We start from the raw sequence: 21,668 nt of genomic DNA, 5'->3' as shown, positions 1-21,668 counted from the left end.
TTTTCCACTTGAATAAAGAACATTTGTTTGCATATAATATACACAAACAAAAGTTCGGGGTGATGCAAATGAAAAGGCTGCTCATGCGTGCTGCGTTGTCAGGAGAAAGGCTGGAAATCATCTATTTGTCGGAAAATAATCAGCTTTCCCAGCGTGTCATTAAAGTCCTATTTGTGTCTGAAACGACTGTTAAGGCGTACTGTTACTTTAAAAAACAATGTCGGACTTTTAAAAGAGAAAATATCCTTTCGGTGGCGCCGTTTGGCCAAAGAAAGCAGATTTATGAGGAAGTATAACGCCAAATGCCATGCACTTTCTCTTTTTGTATCTTTTCCCGCTGTTCCAAATAATCCAAATGTCCAATCACCTCTGACATGACAAGCGGAAACTGCTGGTCGTAAACATCTTTATAGTACGTTTCGGCAATGTCGTTGGCCGTTCTTTTCCCACCCTTGATCAATGTTAAAAAGCGCTCCGCTTTTTTCTCTATTCCATCCAGTCTTTTTTGTATCAATTCTTTTGGTTGCTGGATGACTTTCCCATGACCTGAATAGACTTGCTCAAGCGATAGCGACAAGCATTTTTTCAAAGAATCGATATGGATCAACAAGGAGGGAATTCTCTTTCCGTTTTCATCAGGCTCGACAAGGGCATTGCTGGAGATGTGGCTGATTAATAAATCTCCGGCAAAAAGCCGCTCTTGTTTACGGTCATAAAGAGCGATTTGATCTGGGGCATGCCCGGGTACCTCCAGCACTTCGAAATGATCTCCAAAGTTTTCTCCAACTTCAACCAGTTCCGCCGTTATTTTTTGAGATTCGTTTTCCTTCATTGTTTTTTTCAAATGTTCAATCTGTTTCTTCCCTTGTTGGCCGCACCCCATTGTTTCATATAGCTCTTGAAAAAATTGTATTCGCATTTGCAAAAAAACGGACGCTCTTTTTAATCTTGGAAAAGAAAGTGGGTGCGCATATACAGGAATTGGGTGTTCCGCGGTTAGGCAATTGACAAGGCCTGCGTGGTCTATATGGTGATGGGTCAAAATGATATGCGTCAAATCTTTTAAAGCAAATTCATTTTGCTTTAAAGTATCGACAAGCGCCTTCCGACAATCGTCATTGTTGTATCCGGCGTCGATCAGTATAAGGGATTGTCCGCTCTGTACGAGGTAAAAGTTAATGGATCGCAAAGATGATGAAACTGGTACATGAATCGGAAAAATGTCCATATGTTGTACGATTGGCAAATACTGTCACTCCTTATTGGCTCGTATTATCTTGAAGCACTTTCCTATGATGTTATTGTAAACGTTTGTGGATGCCAAGTTCAATCACGTGGATATCCGTTTATTTTGTTCTTTTGTTGACTATAAAGGTTAATATATCAATGCTATGGAATGATAGGTGAAATCATGTGAATAATTATGGCGTCTACTTTATGACTCACTCGATCGAAACCCAAAGAGGGGGCATGACGAGGGCAATGATCCAAAGAGCTTCTTTATTGTCCGGGCAGGGAAAAGAAATAGGCATTATCACTTTCGATTTTAATCCCGATTATGGAGATGTGATCGAGCATTACTGTTCTATTGGGCTTTGGAACAGGAAGATAGGCCATTTCAATGTATATGAATTTTTTGAAAAGCAAAGCGGTGAAGATGATATCCCTGTTGAAAAAGGGCAGAGCTATCGAAAGCAAGCGCTTCGTTACGGAAACTATCGGCTCGAGAAAGAGTTTAAGGAAAATCGTTTGCATGCGATCAATTGTTTGTCCGGTAAAAGGAAAAAAGAAAAGAGAATTCTTTTTGATCAGTATGGAAATGTTCGGCAAGTGGCGCATTATGACCCGAAAACATCCGAGATAACGAAAGAAATGTTCTTTACAAAGAACGGACGGCTTTTTTTTAAACGGCTCTTTCATCCGGTGACCGGCAAGTCGGCAGGGTGTTATTGGTTCGACCGCAACGGAAAACAAGTGAAAGCCTTTCGGGCGGTAAGAGATTACCGGGAATTCTTTATCAACGCGATCGTTCAACAAGATGAAGCGGCGGTGTTGGTTTCGGACAGCCGCTTTTCCGACAGGGTGCTTTTTCCCATTCGAAATCCAAAAATTGCCAAACTCGCCGTTCTTCATAGCAATCATTTGCAGTTTCCGTTTGAATATGGCAGTAGTCTTGTGCCAAGAAACGGCAATCTGTTATACCAATTGAGCAATCTCGATGGGCTGATTGTGCTGACAGAAAGCCAGGCGGAAGATATTCGCAAAAGGTTCGGAGACAGGACGACCATTCATGTCATTGGTCATCCAGCGGTCATGAATGAGGACATAAAGGGTGAATATGATCCTTATACAGCGGTGATGCTGTCACGATTTCAAAGAATCAAGCAAATCCCGCATGCCATTAAGGCGTTCAAGAAAGTGGTGAAACAAGTACCAAAAGCAAGACTGGAAATTTGGGGGTTTGGAAAGGACGAAGCCAAGTACAAAGCGTTAATCAAAAGGTTAAAGCTGGAAAACCATGTATTTGTAATGGGATTTACACACCAGCCTTTTAAGGTATTCAGGCGGGCGGCTTTCTCGATTATGACTTCCAAATCCGAAGCTTTTGGCATGGCGATCGTGGAAAGTATGGCAGCGGGCACGCCTGTCATTTGTTATGACTGCAAGTATGGTCCCTCTGATTTGATTGAACATGGAAAAAACGGGCTTCTTGTCGAAGCAGATCACATCAACGGACTGGCGGAGGCCATGACTGGACTGTTTTTGAACAAGGAAAAGCGTCGCGCTCTCAGCCTCGCGGCGCAAAAGGCCAGTAAAACACATTGCGGGGAAGTGATCGCGGAAAAGTGGTTGACTGTTTTTGAAGAAGCGGTAAAGCAAAAAGACAGGCGTATCAGACTTGGAAAAATTGATTGCGAGTTGGAACAAGTATCATATCCGAATGCAAAAGAGATTGTTTTACAGGGGCGCGTTCAGGTCAAGGAAAAGTTCATCAAACAGGATATCTCTTTGGCATTGCAATTAAGACGGAAAAAGCGGCTGGAAGACATATGTGTTCCACTTGAGATGCGTTGGCTGGATAAGGGGACAGCCGAATTTAAGGGGCGTCTTTCGTGTATGAATCTTCCTAAAGGAAAATGGGATGTCTTTGTTTGTGTATCTTGTTTAAACGATCATAGAATGATTCAGCCAGTGATAAAAAAGGGGGCGGATATTCCGAAAGTAAAAAAGAATATGGGGAGAGCGGTGCTCCGCTTCCTGGAACACGAAGATGGCCCCCGCATAAAAATATATAGGTCGGGACGTAAGGAACAGATCGACTTTAAGCGGCGGCCAAAACTTTTTTACACCAGATCCATTGCAAAATTCCGGGATATTTTGCAGGAAATTCAGATGAAAAACGCTCCCTGAGGCAGGGAGCATTTTTTCGAATTTATAGTCCGCCAATGGACAAATATTTTGTTTCCAAGTAGGGTTCGATTCCTTCGGGACCGCCTTCTCGTCCAAGACCGCTTTCTTTCATACCGCCGAATGGTACGTGGGCTGCAGATGGAGCTCCATCATTCCAGCCGACAATCCCGAATTCGAGGTTTTCGGAAAGGTAAGTGCCAGCCTTGTAGTCATTCGTAAAGAAGTACGCGGCAAGCCCGTATGGCGTGCTGTTGGCAATTTCAACCGCTTCTTCCAATGTGCTGAATGTTGTAATGGGTGCGACAGGTCCGAAAGTTTCTTCCTGCATGATGTCCATGTCGTCCGTTACGTTTTTAAGGACTGTAGGATAAATGAAATAGCTGCCTTTTTCTTCATCTACATCAAATTTATTGCCGGCAAGCACTTCTGCGCCTTTTTCAATGGCGTCATTAATTTGGAAAGCAATTTTTTCGTAGCCTTTTTTGTTGATAACCGGACCGATATCTGTGCCTTTTTCCAAGCCGTTACCGACTTTTAGCTGGCGTGCGCGTTCAGCCAATTTTTTGGAAAACTCATCGGCGACACTTTCGTGAACGAGGAGGCGATTCGCGCAAACACAAGTTTGACCCGCATTTCTAAATTTGGTGATCATTGTTTGTTCAACGGCAAAATCAAGGTCGGCATCTTCGGTAACAATGAGCGGGGCATGTCCGCCAAGCTCCATTGTGACGTGCTTGATTGTATTGGCGCTGTCTTTGATCAAGGCTTTTCCAACAGGCGTAGAGCCTGTAAATGTAATTTTTCTGACGAGTGTGCTGTCAGTGAACAATCCGCCGATTTCCCGTCCGCTCCCATTGACTACTTGAACGGCGTCTTCTGGAATGCCTGCTTCATGAGCCAGTTCAATGAGACGAATTGTTGTTAACGGTGTTTCAACCGCAGGTTTGACGATAAAAGTGCAACCGGCTGCAAGCGCGGGAGCCGCTTTTCTTGTCATCATCGCTGCCGGAAAGTTCCATGGAGTGATGGCGGCAACAAGGCCGATTGGCTGTTTTGTGACGATTATCCGTTTGGACTCCGTTGAAGCGGGAACGGTTCTTCCATAAATGCGTTTTGCTTCTTCGGCATACCAAATGACATAGCTGGCTGCATAGTCAACTTCTCCTAGTGATTCGTGAAGAGGTTTGCCGTTTTCCTTTGTCATGATTTCTGCAATGCTTTCTTTGTTTTCTTTAATTTTATCGGCCCATTTGAAAAGAAGCTCGGCCCGTTTGTGAGCATTGATTTTAGACCACTCTTTAAAAGCTTTATGGCCTTTTTCCAGTTTTGCTTTGACTTCTTCGGATGTGTCGATTTTCACTTCATCGACTACTTCACCCGTTGCTGGGTTTTTTACTTCAAAAGTTTGTGCCATGTTTTTCTCTCCTTCTTTATAGTAGTCAATGGTTACAAGGTTCTATGCCGGAAAGACATAACCTGCAATCTCATTTTACCTCTCCCTTATTGTAACAGAGTATCCGTATAACCGGTATACGATGTGACTCGGAGTTCAGCCGTACACTGGGGAAACCTCATTTTGCCGAAACAACTGTTTCGATTTATGTAGCGTTAAACAATATCATTTTAAAAGAAAAAGTCCCTGTTTGCAAATGGAGTTTTTACCCTATTTTAGCCTATTGACGAAAGAGGTAAAATGGATATACAATTATGTTTATAAATCATAGCGGTTTACTTATGTTTTTGCTTGTAGTAAAGGAGGAGAATGAGATTGCTTCAAATGGTTGTTACGGGTCTGTTATGTGGGGCTTTGCTTGGCTTTGTCATGCAAAGAGGCCGCTTTTGCCTTACCGGCGGATTCCGTGATATGTATATTGCGAAAGACAATCGAATGTTTTATGCTTTGCTCATCGCTATTGCTGTTCAAAGCATTGGTGTATTTGCATTGATTCAATTCGGATTGATCGAATTTTCAGCAGGGGCTTTTTCGTGGGTTGCCACGATCATTGGGTCCTTTATTTTCGGGATCGGCATCGTGTTTGCCGGCGGTTGCGCAACCGGTACGTGGTATCGTGCGGGTGAAGGATTGCTTGGCAGTTGGATTGCTTTATTCGGTTATATGTTCATGAGCGCTGTCATGCGAACGGGAGTACTTGCCCCTATTGATCAGTCGATGAAATCAGTGCAGTTTGCCACGAATTCCATTGCGGAAACAACAGGTATTTCCGTGTGGGTTTTTATCATTGTCTTTGTCGGCATCGTATTATGGGTGATCATCAGAGAGCTCAAGAAACCAAAAGTTGCTATTCCTGCAATGAAACCAAAGCGTTCGGGACTTTCCCATCTGTTGTTTGAGAAACGTTGGCATCCATTTTTTACGGCGGTGTTGGTGGGATTGATCGCGATTCTCGCCTGGCCGCTCAGTGAAGCAACTGGAAGAATGTATGGGTTGGGCATTACGACACCATCAGCCAATATCCTTCAATACTTGGTCACCAGTGACATGAAGTTTGTGAATTGGGGTGTTTTTCTTGTCCTTGGTATTTTTCTTGGTTCATTTATTGCGGCCAAGGCAAGCAAAGAATTCCGCTTTAGAATGCCCGATGCCAAAACAGGCATTACAAGCTTTATTGGAGGAAATTTAATGGGTTTTGGAGCAAGTCTCGCCGGAGGATGCTCGATTGGTAATGGTTTGGTTATGACGGCGATGATGACATGGCAAGGGTGGATATCGCTATTGTTTATTATTCTTGGAACGTGGACGTCATCTTACTTTGTATTTATCCGTCCATATGCGAAGAAGAAAAACGCTGTTGTGGCGGAAAAAACAGTGATAACATAAGGAGGAAGCAACATGCAAAAAAAATTGGAAGTGATGGGGCAGGTATGTCCTTTCCCGCTCGTTGAAGCAAAAAAAGCAATCGAAGAAATTGGGCCAGGAGACGAGCTTGTCATTGAATTTGATTGTACGCAGGCGACGGAAAGTATTCCGCGCTGGGCAGCCGAGGCTGGCCACACTGTAACCAACTTTGAACAAATTGATGAAGCGGCTTGGACGATTACTGTACAAAAAAATTAAAAGAAGAATGGTGAAAGCGGGGAGTTGATGACTCCCGCTTTTTTTTTTTGCGCTATTGCGCAAACGTTTTTTTTCCTATATGATGAAACCACATAATTTTGCAGAATTGCAAAATTGTTTTTCAAAAATGAAAAAGATCGGAGCTGTACTTATAGATTTTCCGTTTGAAAACGCTAACGATAGCACGTTTTCGCATTTTCAACATTCGTTGGCACGCAAATTGCAAAATAACTTTGCAAAACAGAAAATCGAAAACAGCACCGTCAAGAAGATACAAATAGATGTTTGGAGGGGGATCCATGAGTTGGGATTGGAAAGATGTATTGCAACCCTTATCGGTTATATTATCTCCTGACTGGACTGTGGAACAATCGATTGTTCTGTTAAAAGAAGAAGGCTTCGAGGTTGGCTTTGTTGCCGATAATGAAGAAATAATCGGCTACGTAACCCCCTCTTCTTTATTAAACCAACTTGTGAATGGGGATGATAAGAACGGCTTGATCAAGCCTGAAAACAATTTTCTGTTCGTGAGGGAAGATACACAAGCGAAACGGATTCATAACTGTTTTCTGGTGATTGGAGTGGATCACTCTGAAAAACCAACGGGTTATATTCTGATGGACGACCTGCAACATCAAATGAATCAATTGCAGTTAAAGAGCTTTAATGATGCGCTGAATAGTGCGGAGATGGGGATCGTCACGATGGATGCTTCCTTCCACGTTCAATTCATGAACGAAAAGGCGGAACAAATCCTTGGCATGAAAAGATCAATTTTGCAAGGGAGAGATTACAGGAAGATCATCCGCATGGAAGAATCCTTTGATGAAGTGTTCGAGGGGCAAAAGTGGTTTGGGATTGAAAATATGTTCAACTTTAAAGTGATCACAGGCCAATTTTCTCCTATTTATGAAAACGGAAACATCATCGGGATTATTCATAATTTTTACTTGAAAGAACAGCTTAAAGAAGCTGTTCATGAAGTGGATTTTGTACAGGAGATGAATGAAGACCTTCAGGCATTTTATACACTGGCCAATGAGCAGATTTTGGTTGTGAGCGCTTCCGGAACAATTACACGGGCAGCTGGGGCTTTTTTTCGGCATTTTTGGGGAGAAGAGGATGCGGGAGCTTTAAAGGGAAAGCGTATTCAAGAGTTTGTGGATAAGGGCATTTTTATTCCGGATATTGTTTCCGCAGCAATCGAAAAGAAGTCAAGGGTGTCGTTAACGCAGGAAGGAAAAAAAGGGGCTGTTTTATCAACAGCGGCACCGATATATGTCGGAGGAAAACTAAAGAAGGTTATCGTTTTTTCAAAAGACATCACATCGGCAGACAAAGAGATGGGGACAAACGAAGAGCCGGTACATGAATCCGCGAGTATGGTTTCCATTATTTACCGCTCTCGTCAAATGCATCGGCTTATGGACGAAGTGAAAGCGGTTGCTCCTTTGGATTCCACAGTTCTGATCCACGGCGAGTCGGGTGTCGGAAAGGAAGTCATCGCCCGAAAAATTCATGATTTAAGCAGTCGGTCAGACAACGCTTTTATAGCGGTGAACTGTGGCGCCATCCCTGAAAACTTGATTGAAAGCGTATTATTCGGCCATGAAAAAGGCGCCTTCACGGGAGCAGATACAAGAAGAATCGGCCTGTTTGAGGAAGCTCACAACGGCACGGTATTTTTGGATGAAATTTCTGAATTGCCGCTCCTGATGCAAGTGAAACTGTTGCGGGTTTTGGAAGAAAGAGAGATTGCCAAAGTCGGTTCGGTTATTCCTGTAAAAGTAAATGTAAGGGTGGTTGCCGCATCCAATAAAAACATACAGAAAATGGTTGAGGCAAATCAGTTTCGGGAGGATCTTTTTTACCGTTTGCACGTTGTTCCCGTTTCTATTCCGCCGTTAAGAAAAAGAAAAGAAGATATCGCGCCGCTGGCGATTCATTTTTTGGAAGAATTAAACGAGCAGTTTGGAAAGAGGAAAAAAATTTCAACTGATGCCCTGAATGCATTGGAAAGCTACCAATGGCCAGGAAATATTCGAGAATTGCGCAATATGATTGAAAGGCTTGTAGTCGTTTCCAAAGAAGAACTGATTACCGAAACTGACGTCTATCGTGTGCTTTGGGCCAATGATGCTGATGAACAAAGCTTCTTGACGGTTAAAGGGATCATGCCTTTGAAAAAAGCGGTTGATGAAGTGGAGCGGCAGCTCATTGAGCAAGCAGTGGCGAAATTTGGAACAGCCACTGAAGCGGCTAAGGCGCTTGATATTAGTATATCTACTGTCAGTCGGCGCATGAAAAGATTTAACGGTGCGGGGGGTGCGGAAGTTGATCTTTTTTTCCGAAACTAAATTTGACTTTTGTGGCGATGAATATATTTACGCCGAAATTTCCAGAGAGATGCGGATCGAGAGCACGTTAAAGGCGCTTTCCATTACGAACGAGTTGCAAGAGAGAAAGATTCCGGGAATCATAGAGATTTACCCGAATAATACGTCCTATTTAATTCGCTATGATCCAAACACCATTTCTCCGCATCATCTGCTTGAATATTTGCGGGACGTGGATTCCATGAAGAATGAACATGAAAGCTTGAACTTTCAATCAAGGATCATTGAAATTCCCGTTCTGTATAACGATGAGTGGACAAAAGAAGTGTCCGGAAAGTACTCAGCCCAACATGGGGGAGAAGAAAAGTCGAATTTTGATTATGTCATGGAGCTCACGGGATATAGCAGCAAGGAAGATTTTATTCAAGCCCATTCCCGCCCTCTTTACTTTGTCACATCGCTCGGGTTTAAACCAGGAACTGCGTGGTGCTTTCCATTAATAAAGGAAAGGGAAAGAATTATCGAAGTTCCCAAGTATAAAAGCCCGCGCCCATTCACTCCGGAAAGAGCGGTAGGGCTGGGTGGCGCCTTTACGGTGGTCTACCCTTCCGATTCTCCGGGAAGCTACCAATTGATCGGTATGGCGGCAGTCCCCGTTTACGATGTCAATCAAAAGCTGGAGCCGTTTAAAGAAAGCTTTTTCCTGGCAAGGCCCGGTGATTTATGGAAATATCGGCCCGTATCAGAGGCGGAATACCAAAATATCCGTGAACAAGTGTCCAGCGGCACTTACGAATTCAATATAAAGCATGTCACTTTCTCTGCCTCCCGCTACGAGGAGAAAGGAGATTTGTATATCGCAGATTTAATGGAGGGACTCCGTTCATGATGAAACTAATTGATCCCGGAATACGGACAACTATACAAGATCTTGGACGGACAGGTTTTTTTCATTTGGGAGTTCCTCCATCCGGAGCTGCTGACAAATTGTCTTTTATGCTTGGCAATGTACTCATCGGTAATCCAACGGATGTCGCGGGATTGGAGATGATGGTAAAGGGTGCCAGTGTTGAATTTGAAAAAAGAACGACCGTAGTCATAACAGGCGCCCCGGCCGAAGTCAGGTTAAACGGGAACATGCAGCCAATGTGGGAAGTATTTGAAGTCAAAAAAGGCGATGTGCTGGAAATTGGGAAGATTTCGGAAGGCTTGTTCAGCTATCTGTGTGTTTCAGGGGGATTGGAAGCGCCGGAGGTGCTGGGAAGCAGATCCAGTTGTTTAGCCAGCGGCTTTCATGGCATCACTGGCCGGCTTTTATTGGCAGGTGATGAAATCAGAATGGCTGAACCGCTTCCCGGGGCCATTCAGCTTGTGGGAAAACAAGTGATTGAAGAAGCAAAGCCAATATTTGCCAGAACGGGAACGGCCCATATTGTTTTGGGGATCACATGTGACTTGGTGAGTGACGAAGGATTGGTTTCCTTTTTAAATACGCCCTGGACGATACAACCGCAATCAACCCGGACAGCGTGCCGGTTAAACGGCGGGGACGTTCGCTACAAAGAGAGCGAACCACCGTTTGGCTCAGGGGGAAATCCGGGAAATATCGTTGATATTCCTTATCCGATTGGAGCAGTCATCGTTCCCAACGAAGGAGAAATCATTGTGCTATTAACAGATGGAACGGGCGGAGGCGGATTCGTCACGATCGGAACCGTCATATGGCAGGATATCAACGAATTATCTCAAATGAGACCATTGTCAACGGTGAAATTTAAAGCGATTACTGTCGATCAGGCGATTGCCATGAGGAGAGAAAAAGAAAGATTGATTGAAAGAGTACGGGAAAGTGTTCAATTTTAATCATGTTAGGTGGTGATGCTTCGTCAAACAGCTCTGCAAAAATTAAGCAATGCATTATTTAGATAAAGTGAAACTTCATTCAGTAGGGCTTATTACTGACTGTTAGTTGAACCAATCGGGCATTTAGGAGCCGTTATCTCCCACATGGACCTCTTGTATTCACTCAAGACTTTGAAAGTGGGAGTATTACGGCACCTTACATGCGGGATAAAGTGAAACTTCATTCAGTAGGGCTTATTACTGAATGTTAGTTGAACTAATCGGGCATTTAGGAGCCGTTATCTCCCACATGGACCTCTTGTATTCACTCAAGATTTTGAAAGTGGGAGTATTACGGCACCTTACATGCGGGATAAAGTGAAACTTCATTCAGTAGGGCTTATTACTGAATGTTAGTTGAACCAATCGGGCATTTAGGAGCCGTTATCTCCCACATGGACCTCTTGTATTCACTCAAGATTTTGAAAGTGGGAGTATTACGGCACCTTACATGCGGGATCAATAAATATATTTAAAACGGAGGGGATTATGTTGAGCAAAAAATCAGGCTATCATGTGGCAGTAGACGTAGGAGGTACTTTTACGGACGTATTTGTTTTTGATGAAATAACCGGTGAGATGTTTGTCACCAAAACTTCTTCTACGCCTTCCAATCCGGAAAAAGGGATTATTAATGGGGTTATGAAAGCCGAGTTGACAGGCGATCAAATAAAAATGTTTTCCCATGGTACGACAGTGGGGACCAACGCATTAATCGAAAGGAAGCTTCCAACAGCAGCGCTTATTACGACAAAAGGATTCAGAGATGTTCCTGAAATACGGCGCGGGACGAAGCTCGATCTATGGGATGCATATAATGATGTGGCAGAGCCTTATATTAAGCGGAGAAACCGCTTCGAATTGGACGAGCGTGTCGACTTTAACGGGGAAATGATGAAGGAAGTAAATGAAGCAGAAGTCCGTGAATTAGCCAGAATTTTAAGAAGAAAAGAAATTAAATCAGTAGCCATTTGCTTTATGAATGCTTATGTCAACGGAAAAAATGAGCAGAAAACGAAGGAAATTTTACAAGAAGAATTGCCAGATGCTTATATTTGCACTTCTTCCGATACTTTACCGGAAATTTTTGAGCATGAGCGGATGAGCACGACAATTGTCAACGCGGTGCTTGGACCGACAGTCAGCAAGTACATTCATCTTTTGGAAAGCAATATGAAAGATATCGGGTACGAAGGCGATATTATTGTCCTTCACTCAGGGGGAGGGGTAATGACCTCCCAAACGGTTCCAAAGTATGCGGCAAGATTGGCAAGCTCCGGTATCGCGGCAGGCGCGATCGCCAGCAAACATATTGCCAATATGTGCGGATTTAAAAATGCGATCGGTCTGGATATGGGTGGGACAAGTACAGATATTTCATTGATGTATGACAATGAACTCCGGATCACGAAAGATTGGTACATTGAATACGGTTATCCGATCGGTTTCCCGAGCATTGAAATCTTGACGATTGGCGCGGGGGGCGGAAGTATCTCTTGGATTGATGAAGGAGGGTCCTTGCGGAATGGCCCGCACAGTGCCGGAGCGGACCCAGGGCCTGCATGTTACGGAAATGGCGGCATGGAGCCGACAAATACAGATGCCAACCTGGTTCTTGGCAGATTGAATACGAAATTGATTAATGGCGAGATGTCACTGGATAAAGGGATTTCCGCCAAAGTAATTGAAGAAAAAGTGGCGAAGCCTCTCGGTTATGATACTCTCGGTGCTGCCAATGCCATGATCCAAGTGGCCAACGCCAATATGTGCGATGCATTGAACTTAATTTCCGTCCGTCGCGGCTATGACCCCCGTGACTTTGCTCTTGTGGCATTTGGTGGTGCAGGTGCGCTTCATGGCGCAGATTTGGCAAGGGAAATGGAAATTCCCACAGTGATCGTTCCCGCCCATCCGGGCGTTGCTGCGGCTATGGGCTGTCTGCTTGTGGATGTTCGCCACGATATTTCAAAAACGTATTTTGCCAAAGCGGCAGGAGTTACAAAAGAACAATTAGAAAATGAGTTTATCGAAATGGAAAAAGAAGCAACTGAACTTTTGGCGGAAGAAGGAATTGAAGACGATCAAATGAATTTGATTCGCTATATTGATATGCGCTATGTCGGACAGTGGAGAACTTTATCCGTCACAGTTGACCGACCGATTTTCAATCTGGAAGATGCCATTGAAAAGTTCCATCTTGAGCATGAGCGTGAATTCGCTTTTACGGACCGTGAAAAAGACATTGAAATTTACGGCTTGCGTGTGGAAGCAATTGGTACTGTCAAAAAGCCTCAATTCGTAAAAGAGCAGCCGGCCGGAACTTTGGAAGATGCCCTAAAAGAAATTCGCCCTGTTTATTTCCAAGAAGAAGGCGGTATGGTAGAGTCGAAGATTTACGACCGTTCGAAAATCCCGGTTCTGTCGGAATTCCAAGGCCCGGCAATTATTGAACAGCTTGATTCGACGATCGTTGTGCCGGCGGATTACAACGTCAAAATAGACGAATACCGCAATATTATTATGAATCGGGTTTAAAAACAGACAAATTCTATAATGAAGAGAAGGAGCGATATCATGTTGAAAGTGGATACAAAATTAGATCCGGTAACGTTTGAAGTCTTAAAAAATGGCTTTGTCAATTTGGTTGACCAAATGTCAGAGCAAGTATTGAGAACTTGTTATTCTTTTGTGATATACAACCGCGATTTCAGCTCGGCGCTTTGTGATGCCCAAGGAAACACCGTAATGCAGGGAACTCAGGATATTTCCGTCCACGTCGGGACATTGCATTTAACAGCGAAAGCGGTGATTGAGGATTTTGGTGACGATATTCATCCGGGGGATGTATTTATCATTAATGACCCCTATAGAGGGGGAACGCATTTTAATGATACACGGATTATCCGTCCAGTTTTTCATGAGGGCCAACTCATCGCTTTTATGCAAGTGAATGGGCACTGGGCAGATATGGGCGGATCTACGCCGGGTTCCTTTGATATTAACGCCAAAAACCATTATGGGGAAGGAGTCCGGATTCCTCCACTCAGAATTTGGAGCAAAGGAGAGTACTTGCATGATGTGGCTCACTTGCTCGTTGCCAACATGCGTGTACCCGAAGAACGGCTCGGGGATCTCCGTTCCCAGGCGGAAGCGACCAAAACGGGAGAAAGACAGTTGATCAAATTGATCGAAAAATATGGACTTGATACGATTTTGACTGCATTTGAAGAAGTCCAAAATTATGTGGAACGCTTAACCCGCGTAAAAGTAAAAGAGCTTCCAAATGGTGTGTGGGAAACGACTGATTATATCGACATGGATCCTGAGATTGGGGACAGCCTGATACCGATAAAAGTAAAAATGACGATTAAAGACGATGAAATTTTTTACGATCTTTCCGGTTCTCATGAATCGATCGGCTGTTTCTTGAATTCGGCATTTGGTGCTTCGATGTCCGCGGCATACGCCGGAACGAAAACGTTCTTCCCGGATATACCGCTTAACTCCGGATTTTACCGGGCTGTCCATGTGGATCTTCCGGAAAATACAGTCGTCAATTCCTGCTGGCCGGTGGCTGTCACTGGGTTCTGTTCGGGAGCGTATGAAAAAATCATGAATGCGTGCTTTGAATTATGGTCGCAGATCATGCCTGAGCGCGCCCTTGCCTGTTCTTTCAACCTGGAGTATCTTCTTATCGGCGGAGACGATAAACGGAACGGCTATAACAACTATTTCATGTGGTATGACTGGATGGCCGGAGGCCATGGAGGCCGCAGCACAAAAGATGGGGCGAATGCATTGTCCCCGGTGTTCGGTGTCGGATTGAGCATTCAGCCATGTGAAGGGCAGGAACGTCTGTCCCCCGTCATTACGACCAAACATGAAATTGTCACTGATTCCGGCGGCCCTGGAAAATTCCGCGGCGGCTGCGGCGTGGAAAAAGGCGGTATCCTGACGGAAGCAGACGATGCTGTGATGTCTTACTGCTGTGACCGCTCCCGTTCTGTCACGTGGGGAATCTTCGGCGGTTTACCCTCCACTCCGCATGGTGTTCAACTGATGCGGGGTGAAGCAGACAGCGAATTCCTGGGAACGATTTTTTCCAATGTTAAAGTAAACAAAGGAGATGAATTCACAAGACCATCTGCTGGCGGCGGCGGTCTTGGCGATCCGCTTGAAAGAGATCCGCAAGATGTGCTTGAAGACGTCATTGACGACTATGTGTCCATTGAAAGAGCGAAGAAAGATTATGGTGTCGTCATAAAGGAAATTGACAGAGAAATCGACCTCTTTGAAATTGATGAAGAAGCAACGAAAACGGCTCGCGAGTATATTCGGCTTAACCGCAGAAAGTGGCTGGAACAAGATCCGGAAAGCGTCATGGAAAAATATCATAATGGTGAATTGGATCTATTGGATCTGATCCGTCATTACGGCATTATTATTGATCAAAAAACAAATGAACTGCTTCCGAAGTCAACCGCCCAATACAGGGAAGCGATGAAAAAACGCACATTGGCTTATTGGGGATAGAGAAAAAAGGAGATTCATTCTTTTCCTAATAAGAATATGGAACAAGAAAAAATGCCGGAATGAGAGGGGTCAGCTGATATGCTCCCTTTTAAGTAGACTTGTAAAAAATGAAAACCTGGATGCTTAAAGGGGGTATTTCAAAAATTTCCGATTTTCGTATATATTTTTAGCCATTTCAATCATACTGTTTTCATTGGCTTTTACAAATAGTGAAAAATCCAATCCTTAAGACATCCAAATTTGTTTCACCAGCGAGTATTTATGATCAAAAATATAAAGAAAAAAATCTCAATAAAGGATATATTTTATTTGTTTTGACTCAACTAGTATACACTGTTGGGATATTTCTTATATTTAAACTTTATTATATTTGATTTATACCTTACCTTAATTTAAAACTAATAAGCAAGACTAGACTATCCATACTGATATGCACCCCAAAAGTTAGACAAACCAATTCTAACCTTTGGGGTATTTTGTGGTCAAATATGGATTCAAACAAAAAGTGGTTGGCCTTATTTTACTGTCTGACGTACATCCAAAACGCCCGAGAAGCTTGCCATCACTTTCCGTTCTAATAGATTTTCATACGCTTTTTGAGTTTCTGACTCATGGCATTGTAGTCGGCATTGGTTATGCATCAGTTCCTGCCTATCATCCAAGGGGAGGACGGATCGCGCGAAAAATTTGGGATTCATTCCTTTGCAAGTGTTGCTATTTCTTTGTAAACAAGCAGATAAAGAGAAACTTCCTTCAGTAGGGCTTCTACTGAATGTTATTAGTTGAACCAATCATGCATGTAGGTGCTGTTTTCTCCCACTTAGACCATTTGTATTCACTCAAGATTTTGAAGTGGGAGTCTTACGGCACAACACGCGGGACAAAACAAAAAATTGTTAACACTGACAAATATTCTTTTATTCTGAATTTATACTTGATGTTTTATAAAAATAGAGTATAATGTATGTAAATCCAATATAAGGCAGAGACGATGAGATGAACGCCTGAATTGAAAACCCTTACAAAACGTGCGGGGTTTCTTTCAGTACGTTTATCTCATTTTTTTGTCTTGGTTATCCACATTTATTAAGGGGGGAACGAAGTGAAAAAGGTAGTAGGATTCTTGGCAAGTGTTTTTTTGGGTGCTGTCATGTTGGCAGGATGTGCAGGTGATTCGTCGGGCTCAGGTGAAGGCGGCGAGAAGGGCGAGGGGCGGATAACGCTCTATTCCCCGGAAACACCAGATATGACGAAAGAATTGAAGCAAAAATATGAAGAGCTTAATGATGAAACGGTTGATGTGCACTATGCGGGGACTAATGTTCTTGTCAACCAAATGATGGCAGAGAAAGACAATCCAAAAGCTGATGTTTGGTATGGAGGTGGAGGCATTCTCCCATTTGAAGCTGCTGTTGAAAAAGGTATTATCGGTTCTTATATTCCCGACTTGGCAGCTGATTGGGAAGTGGTAGAAAACGGCATAAAAGTGAAACATGAGGATGGCAAATATGTCGGTGTGGAAATCTTTGTCCTTGGATTTTCATATAACACTGAACTTGTTTCCGAAGAAGAAGCGCCGAAAACGTGGGAAGATTTACTTGATCCGAAGTGGAAAGGAAAAATCCAATTTTCCAACCCGGCAGCTTCAGGCACAGCCACTTTAATGGTTATGAGCAAGATGATGCAAAAGGGAGAAGACGAAGCTTGGACATATTTCGAGAAACTGGCGGAGCAGGCAAACTCTATGCCGGATTCAGGTTCAGCTCCTACAAAAGCGGTTTCCATGGGGGAGGCTCATATTGGGGTTGGTTTCGACTTCATGGCGTATGAATTAAAAGCCAAGGGAGAAAGCGTTGATTTTGTTGTTCCGGATAAAACGCCCATTCTTGTTAATCCTGTATCACTAGTTGAAGGGGGGCCAAACGAGGAGGGCGGCAAAAAGTTTATTGATTTCCTTCTATCTAAAGAAGGACAGGAAGTGTTGGCGAATTGGTACCATATTCCAATTAATCCTGAAGTAGAATCTAAAACACCACTCACCTTGGACAGCGTGAAATCGCATGCGATAGATCTTGATATCGATTGGGTCAACGAAAATTATGACCGCATTCGAAATGAGTGGAAAGATAAATTTCAGTAGAAAAGGATGAAACAATATGGGGTCAGTGAGAATAGAAAACGTAACAAAGAAATTCGGAGAGATGACAGCTTTGGACAACATTAGCCTCGACATTCGAGAAGGCGAATTTTTCGCCCTTCTCGGCCCGTCGGGTTGTGGAAAGACAACGACAATGAGATGTATCGCGGGTTTCGAGAGTCCTACAAGCGGCTCCATTTACATAGGTGACCGCGAAATGAAGGGGATTCCTGCCAACAGGCGGAATTGCGGGATGGTATTTCAAAGTTATGCTTTGTTCCCACATATGAATGTGTTTGACAACGTTGCGTACAGCTTGAACATCAAACAGCTAAATACAAAGAAGTGGTTTGCAAAATTACCAATATATGCCCGGCTTTTATCGAAACGGCTTGGGAGGACTCCAAAGGACATTAAAGACAGAGTCATAGAAATGCTCCGATATGTTGAACTCGAACAGTATGCGGATCGTTTAACGAGTGAGCTTTCTGGGGGCCAGCAGCAGCGTGTCGCATTGGCGCGGGCGCTTCTTATGGAACCGGCAGTGCTTCTGATGGATGAGCCGCTTTCTAATCTGGACCAGAAGCTGCGCCATTCGATGCGTAATACAATTCGTTCCATTCAACAGGATCTTGGGATCACAACGATTTTTGTTACACATGATCAAGAAGAAGCAATGAGCATGGCTGACCGCATTTCGGTTATGGATCATGGCAATGTGATCCAAGTGGGAACGCCAACCGAACTTTATAGTCATCCGGCGACACCGTTCATTGCCGATTTTGTTGGAACATCCAACATTCTCAAAGCCATTGTTGACGGAAAGGAGAACGGATTAACCGTTGTAAAAGGGGATGGTTTTGTATTGCGATCCTCAAACTGGACAGATAAAGATGAAGTGGATGTCATTATTCGGCCTGAGCATGTGAAAGTGGCTGATGCAAATCAAACAGTCAACGAAGATGATACAAACGTTATTCAAGGAATCGTTATAATGGCAACATATCTTGGTTCAATCGTCCGATATGACGTCCAAGTCGGAAGTTATCAGCTTATTGTAGACACAACGTATTCTGCCGGAACCGGCATTTTTGAAGAAGGGAAAAAGGTAAAGCTTACGGTGGAACACGAGAGGGTGCTATTGATATGAAGCAGTTAAAAGGGAGATTTAATGGTCTGACGGTCGTGAAAGTCCTCATTTATATATTTTTTGGGCTATTCCTGATTCTTCCGCTTATTTCGGTTATTCTCGTCAGTTTTACCGGGCAGCCGATCAATCTGCTTGGCTCGCTGACCGATCCGGCAACGTTCAGTTCCACGGTTGAGAAGTTTAAAGAGGCGTCCTTTGATTATTATAAAAAGATTTTTACAACAAGAAGTTACTTTGCCGCTTTGAAAAATAGTTTGCTACTTTCGTTTCTCGTTACGATTGTTGTAACTCTCGTCTGTATACCACTTGCATACGGCATTGCCCGCACCAAAATGCCATTTAAGAAAACGATATCAGCTTTATGTATGGTTCCGCTCATCGTACCAACCTTTATTTCTGCTTATGCTTTCATTATTATGCTTGGCCGCTCAGGTTGGGTTACGCAGATTTACAATGCGCTTGGAGGAGAAGGAATGTTGATGAACCCGTATTCCATGTCGGGGATCATGCTTGTTCAAGTTTTCTTCTTCTTTCCATATGCACTTTGGCCGCTCGTAGCCGCGTTTAAAGTGAGTGACTTAAGTTTGGAAGAAGCCTCGCAAAATCTCGGGGCGAAAAACCTCTTCACCTTTGCTTTTATAACGTTTCCGCTTGCATTGCCAGGTATTATTTCGAGCGCGCTTCTTATTTTTACTGTGAGTTTCTCCGACTTTGGCACGCCGATCATCTTGGCGCCTAAAGAAACAAATTTGCTTGTTGTGGAGGCTTACCGCGAAATGGCCGGTTTCTTTAATTGGGGAGGTGCAGCCATCTTAACGGTCGTCATGGTGCTGGTCGCCGGCTTCTTCTTTTGGCTGCAGCATTTGTTTACAAAAGGAAAGAATTACGGAACAGTTTCCGGAAAGCCTAAGCAGCAAAAGCTTAGTGATCATAAAGGATTAAACTGGACACTTTCGATCTACTCCTTAATCGTTGTGCTCATTCCATGCTTGGCGATGGTTTCAATCGCCATTCAGTCTTTTGCGACAACATGGGGAAAAGATCCGCTGCCGAACGGATATACACTGCAGCATTATAAAACAATTTTCTCAACCTCGCTGGGAAATATTCAAAACAGTATTATTCTGGCGCTGGGCGCGCTTGTGGTCAGTGTGATCATTTCAACTTTCGTTTCGTATTTCGTTGTCCGGCAAAACTCTTCTGCGCTGGACTTTATGGTATCAATCCCGTTGGTTGTTCCAGGTATTGCTTTTGGCATTGCGCTTATTCAAACCTTTAATACCGCTCCGCTCCAATTAACGGGAACAGCTATCCTGCTCATCATCGCCTATACGATCAGGCGTCTTCCGTACATGATCAGGTCGACGATGGGAACAATGCGTGCCATCAAGCAGGATATTGAAGAGGCCGCCATTAATCTTGGAGCCACACAGCTTACAGCGGCGATGACGATTATTGGACCACTTATGCTTCCGGGTATAGCGGCTGGATCGGTTCTTGTTTTCGTTACTGTCATTAAGGAAGCCAGTGTTTCAATCCTTCTGGCTCCGGCTGAGTGGGCACCGATGAGTTTGGCGATCTTTCAAAATATATTGCGGGGAGAATATTATACAGCCGCAGCGATGTCGATCGTATTAGTTGTCCTTGTACTTGTGTTACAGGCACTTGCAAACAGGCTGGGGAAAAAGCAGTTATAGCAGACTACAGGAGTGACAGTGATGAAGGGGTTTATATTTGATCTGGATGGAACGATTTATGTTGATGATGAAATGATTGAAGGAGCCGCCGACGCCATTCACAGGCTGAAATCCCGGGGGGATCGAGTGATTTTTTTGACAAACAAGTCGATCGCACGCCGGACCGATTATGTTAAAAAACTCAACATGCTTGGAGTTGATACCACTTTAGATGAAGTGATTAGTTCCAACTTTATAACGGCAAAATATTTAAAAAATAGCATGAAGCCAGGGGATGCGGCTTACGTTATAGGGGAGGAGCCGTTATTTGACGAGCTCGCGGAAGAAAACATCCATATAGCGAAGGATCCCCACCTAGCTTCTCATGTTGTTATCGGTTGGGATCGAAAATTTGATTATAATAAGTTAAACATCGCTTTTCAAGCATGGAGAAATGGTGCGAAAATCATCGCAACGAATCCGGATAGGACTTGTCCGGTTAAAGAAGGAGAATTACCCGATTGCGGTGCGATGATTGGCGCCATTGAAGGTGCGACAGGAGAAACGGTGACAATGATTATAGGAAAACCGTCTCATCTTATGGCCAGCTATGTATTGGATCAAGTTCTTCGGCTTCCCGCAGAAAACGTTTATATGGTTGGGGACCGGCTTGAAACAGATATTCGTATGGGGAATGAAGCAGGGATGAACTCTGTTCTTGTGTTGACAGGAATCACGGATTCATCTATGCTTGAAAGGACGGTGGACCGACCCAAATATACACTCTCCAGCGTGAAGGACATTGATCAAATTGTGTAAAAATCTGTTGATTTATAAAAATCAATTCATATGGATAAGGAACGATTACAGGTCGAAATGCCACATATTCGGATTGCCGGAAGAAACCGCGAGTGCTCCGGCTCTCAATGCGTCATGAACTTCCTGAAGTTCCGAAACTAGTCCACCAACGATAATGGGATAAGGAAGCTCTGATGTAAGCTGATCAACTATTTTCGGCATGATACCCGGCATGATTTCGACAGCATCGGGACTGCATGATTTTACCATTTCAATTCCTTTGTACAAGGCGCTGCGATCTAAAAGGAAGATCCGTTGAATGGTCATGAGGTTCATTTCTTTGGCGAATTTGACCATGTTTCCTTTCGTCGTAATGATTCCTGTCGGCTTCCATGCCTCAGCAATGAAGTTGACGGCACTGCGGGAATTGGAAAGACCTTCAATAAAGTCAAGGTGGAGAAAGACGTGTTTTCCGGCTTCTTTTAGCTGCAAAATGTAGCGCTTAGCGGATAACAGGTTCCCAGTAAGCAAGAAGACGATATTGACGTTGCTCTTTAATGCCATTTCCAGATCGGCTTCACTTTTAACGGAAGCGATAATTTGTGATTCAACCATGTCTTCAATTCTCATGTAGTACAAATCACACCCT

16 protein-coding genes are annotated in these 21,668 nt (G+C 43.7%); 13 read left to right on the top strand and 3 right to left on the bottom strand.

Translation table 11 applies throughout. From position 1 onward, the window contains the following. Nucleotides 1–68: 68 nt before the first annotated feature. The gene (locus tag MHB50_RS13330) at nt 69–296 is read left to right on the top strand and encodes a hypothetical protein (RefSeq protein WP_077109783.1); all 228 of its coding nucleotides are present in this window, start codon (nt 69–71) and stop codon (nt 294–296) included. On the opposite strand, the gene MHB50_RS13325 is transcribed toward MHB50_RS13330, so the two are convergent. Beyond that, the gene (locus tag MHB50_RS13325) at nt 281–1,246 is read right to left on the bottom strand and encodes an MBL fold metallo-hydrolase (RefSeq protein ID WP_236016923.1); all 966 of its coding nucleotides are present in this window, start codon (nt 1,244–1,246) and stop codon (nt 281–283) included. The two genes, MHB50_RS13330 and MHB50_RS13325, sit on opposite strands and share 16 nt — an antisense overlap. 167 nt (nt 1,247–1,413) lie before the next feature. Between MHB50_RS13325 and MHB50_RS13320 the strand changes: the two genes are divergently transcribed. Next, nucleotides 1,414–3,411, top strand: coding sequence for a glycosyltransferase (locus tag MHB50_RS13320; protein WP_205177873.1), 1,998 nt, complete (start codon nt 1,414–1,416; stop codon nt 3,409–3,411). A gap of 22 nt (nt 3,412–3,433) precedes the next feature. On the opposite strand, the gene MHB50_RS13315 is transcribed toward MHB50_RS13320, so the two are convergent. Continuing rightward, complete coding sequence (locus MHB50_RS13315; protein WP_077109785.1) at nt 3,434–4,825, bottom strand: NAD-dependent succinate-semialdehyde dehydrogenase; 1,392 nt, start codon at nt 4,823–4,825, stop codon at nt 3,434–3,436. A 363-nt stretch (nt 4,826–5,188) separates the two neighbouring features. Between MHB50_RS13315 and MHB50_RS13310 the strand changes: the two genes are divergently transcribed. The 11 genes from MHB50_RS13310 (at nt 5,189) to MHB50_RS13260 (ending at nt 21,040) form a co-directional block, all read left to right on the top strand. Continuing rightward, nucleotides 5,189–6,250, top strand: coding sequence for a YeeE/YedE family protein (locus tag MHB50_RS13310; RefSeq protein WP_077109879.1), 1,062 nt, complete (start codon nt 5,189–5,191; stop codon nt 6,248–6,250). Between the two features lie 12 nt (nt 6,251–6,262). Then, nucleotides 6,263–6,487 (top strand): sulfurtransferase TusA family protein, encoded by a 225-nt coding sequence (locus MHB50_RS13305; protein ID WP_077109786.1) that lies wholly within the window; start codon nt 6,263–6,265, stop codon nt 6,485–6,487. A 299-nt stretch (nt 6,488–6,786) separates the two neighbouring features. Further along, nucleotides 6,787–8,844 carry a sigma 54-interacting transcriptional regulator gene (locus MHB50_RS13300; RefSeq protein WP_077109788.1) on the top strand — a complete coding sequence of 686 codons (2,058 nt, stop codon included), beginning with the start codon at nt 6,787–6,789 and terminating at the stop codon, nt 8,842–8,844. Next, on the top strand, nt 8,822–9,712 hold the full coding sequence (locus MHB50_RS13295; protein ID WP_083717254.1) for an allophanate hydrolase subunit 1: 891 nt from the start codon (nt 8,822–8,824) through the stop codon (nt 9,710–9,712). Before MHB50_RS13300 ends, MHB50_RS13295 begins: the two co-directional genes overlap by 23 nt. Further along, nucleotides 9,709–10,686 (top strand): biotin-dependent carboxyltransferase family protein, encoded by a 978-nt coding sequence (locus MHB50_RS13290; protein ID WP_077109790.1) that lies wholly within the window; start codon nt 9,709–9,711, stop codon nt 10,684–10,686. The genes MHB50_RS13295 and MHB50_RS13290 overlap by 4 nt, the downstream gene beginning before the upstream one ends. A 528-nt stretch (nt 10,687–11,214) precedes the next feature. Then, on the top strand, nt 11,215–13,260 hold the full coding sequence (locus MHB50_RS13285; protein WP_077109791.1) for a hydantoinase/oxoprolinase family protein: 2,046 nt from the start codon (nt 11,215–11,217) through the stop codon (nt 13,258–13,260). A 39-nt stretch (nt 13,261–13,299) separates the two neighbouring features. Next, nucleotides 13,300–15,258 carry a hydantoinase B/oxoprolinase family protein gene (locus MHB50_RS13280; RefSeq protein WP_077109792.1) on the top strand — a complete coding sequence of 653 codons (1,959 nt, stop codon included), beginning with the start codon at nt 13,300–13,302 and terminating at the stop codon, nt 15,256–15,258. A 1,102-nt stretch (nt 15,259–16,360) separates the two neighbouring features. Beyond that, the gene (locus MHB50_RS13275) at nt 16,361–17,398 is read left to right on the top strand and encodes an extracellular solute-binding protein (protein ID WP_340083890.1); all 1,038 of its coding nucleotides are present in this window, start codon (nt 16,361–16,363) and stop codon (nt 17,396–17,398) included. Nucleotides 17,399–17,414: 16 nt separating this feature from the next. Beyond that, a complete protein-coding gene (locus MHB50_RS13270; RefSeq protein ID WP_340083888.1) occupies nt 17,415–18,545 on the top strand; it encodes an ABC transporter ATP-binding protein in 1,131 nt (376 codons plus the stop codon). Continuing rightward, on the top strand, nt 18,542–20,242 hold the full coding sequence (locus MHB50_RS13265) for an iron ABC transporter permease (RefSeq protein ID WP_340083886.1): 1,701 nt from the start codon (nt 18,542–18,544) through the stop codon (nt 20,240–20,242). The genes MHB50_RS13270 and MHB50_RS13265 overlap by 4 nt, the downstream gene beginning before the upstream one ends. Before the next feature lie 21 nt (nt 20,243–20,263). After that, nucleotides 20,264–21,040, top strand: a complete 777-nt coding sequence (locus MHB50_RS13260) for an HAD-IIA family hydrolase (RefSeq protein WP_340083885.1) — start codon at nt 20,264–20,266, stop codon at nt 21,038–21,040. Nucleotides 21,041–21,085: 45 nt separating this feature from the next. Here MHB50_RS13260 and MHB50_RS13255 read toward each other — a convergent pair whose 3' ends face one another. Then, complete coding sequence (locus MHB50_RS13255) at nt 21,086–21,649, bottom strand: glycerol-3-phosphate responsive antiterminator (RefSeq protein WP_340083884.1); 564 nt, start codon at nt 21,647–21,649, stop codon at nt 21,086–21,088. Between the last annotated feature and the right edge of the window lie 19 nt (nt 21,650–21,668).

This window comes from Siminovitchia sp. FSL H7-0308 (genome assembly GCF_037980985.1).
Lineage (GTDB): Bacteria > Bacillota > Bacilli > Bacillales > Bacillaceae_C > Siminovitchia > Siminovitchia thermophila.
The sequence above is the reverse complement of the archived record's forward strand: the minus strand, read 5'-3'. Positions and strand labels throughout refer to the sequence as shown.

Coding starts and splice junctions, on each gene's coding strand:
- MHB50_RS13270 (WP_340083888.1), top strand. CDS start 17,415: ATGGGGTCAGTGAGAATAGAAAACGTAACAAAGAAATTCGGAGAGATG.
- MHB50_RS13265 (WP_340083886.1), top strand. CDS start 18,542: ATGAAGCAGTTAAAAGGGAGATTTAATGGTCTGACGGTCGTGAAAGTC.
- MHB50_RS13255 (WP_340083884.1), bottom strand. CDS start 21,649: ATGAGAATTGAAGACATGGTTGAATCACAAATTATCGCTTCCGTTAAA.
- MHB50_RS13300 (WP_077109788.1), top strand. CDS start 6,787: ATGAGTTGGGATTGGAAAGATGTATTGCAACCCTTATCGGTTATATTA.
- MHB50_RS13260 (WP_340083885.1), top strand. CDS start 20,264: ATGAAGGGGTTTATATTTGATCTGGATGGAACGATTTATGTTGATGAT.
- MHB50_RS13285 (WP_077109791.1), top strand. CDS start 11,215: ATGTTGAGCAAAAAATCAGGCTATCATGTGGCAGTAGACGTAGGAGGT.
- MHB50_RS13315 (WP_077109785.1), bottom strand. CDS start 4,825: ATGGCACAAACTTTTGAAGTAAAAAACCCAGCAACGGGTGAAGTAGTC.
- MHB50_RS13290 (WP_077109790.1), top strand. CDS start 9,709: ATGATGAAACTAATTGATCCCGGAATACGGACAACTATACAAGATCTT.
- MHB50_RS13330 (WP_077109783.1), top strand. CDS start 69: ATGAAAAGGCTGCTCATGCGTGCTGCGTTGTCAGGAGAAAGGCTGGAA.
- MHB50_RS13305 (WP_077109786.1), top strand. CDS start 6,263: ATGCAAAAAAAATTGGAAGTGATGGGGCAGGTATGTCCTTTCCCGCTC.
- MHB50_RS13310 (WP_077109879.1), top strand. CDS start 5,189: ATGGTTGTTACGGGTCTGTTATGTGGGGCTTTGCTTGGCTTTGTCATG.
- MHB50_RS13280 (WP_077109792.1), top strand. CDS start 13,300: ATGTTGAAAGTGGATACAAAATTAGATCCGGTAACGTTTGAAGTCTTA.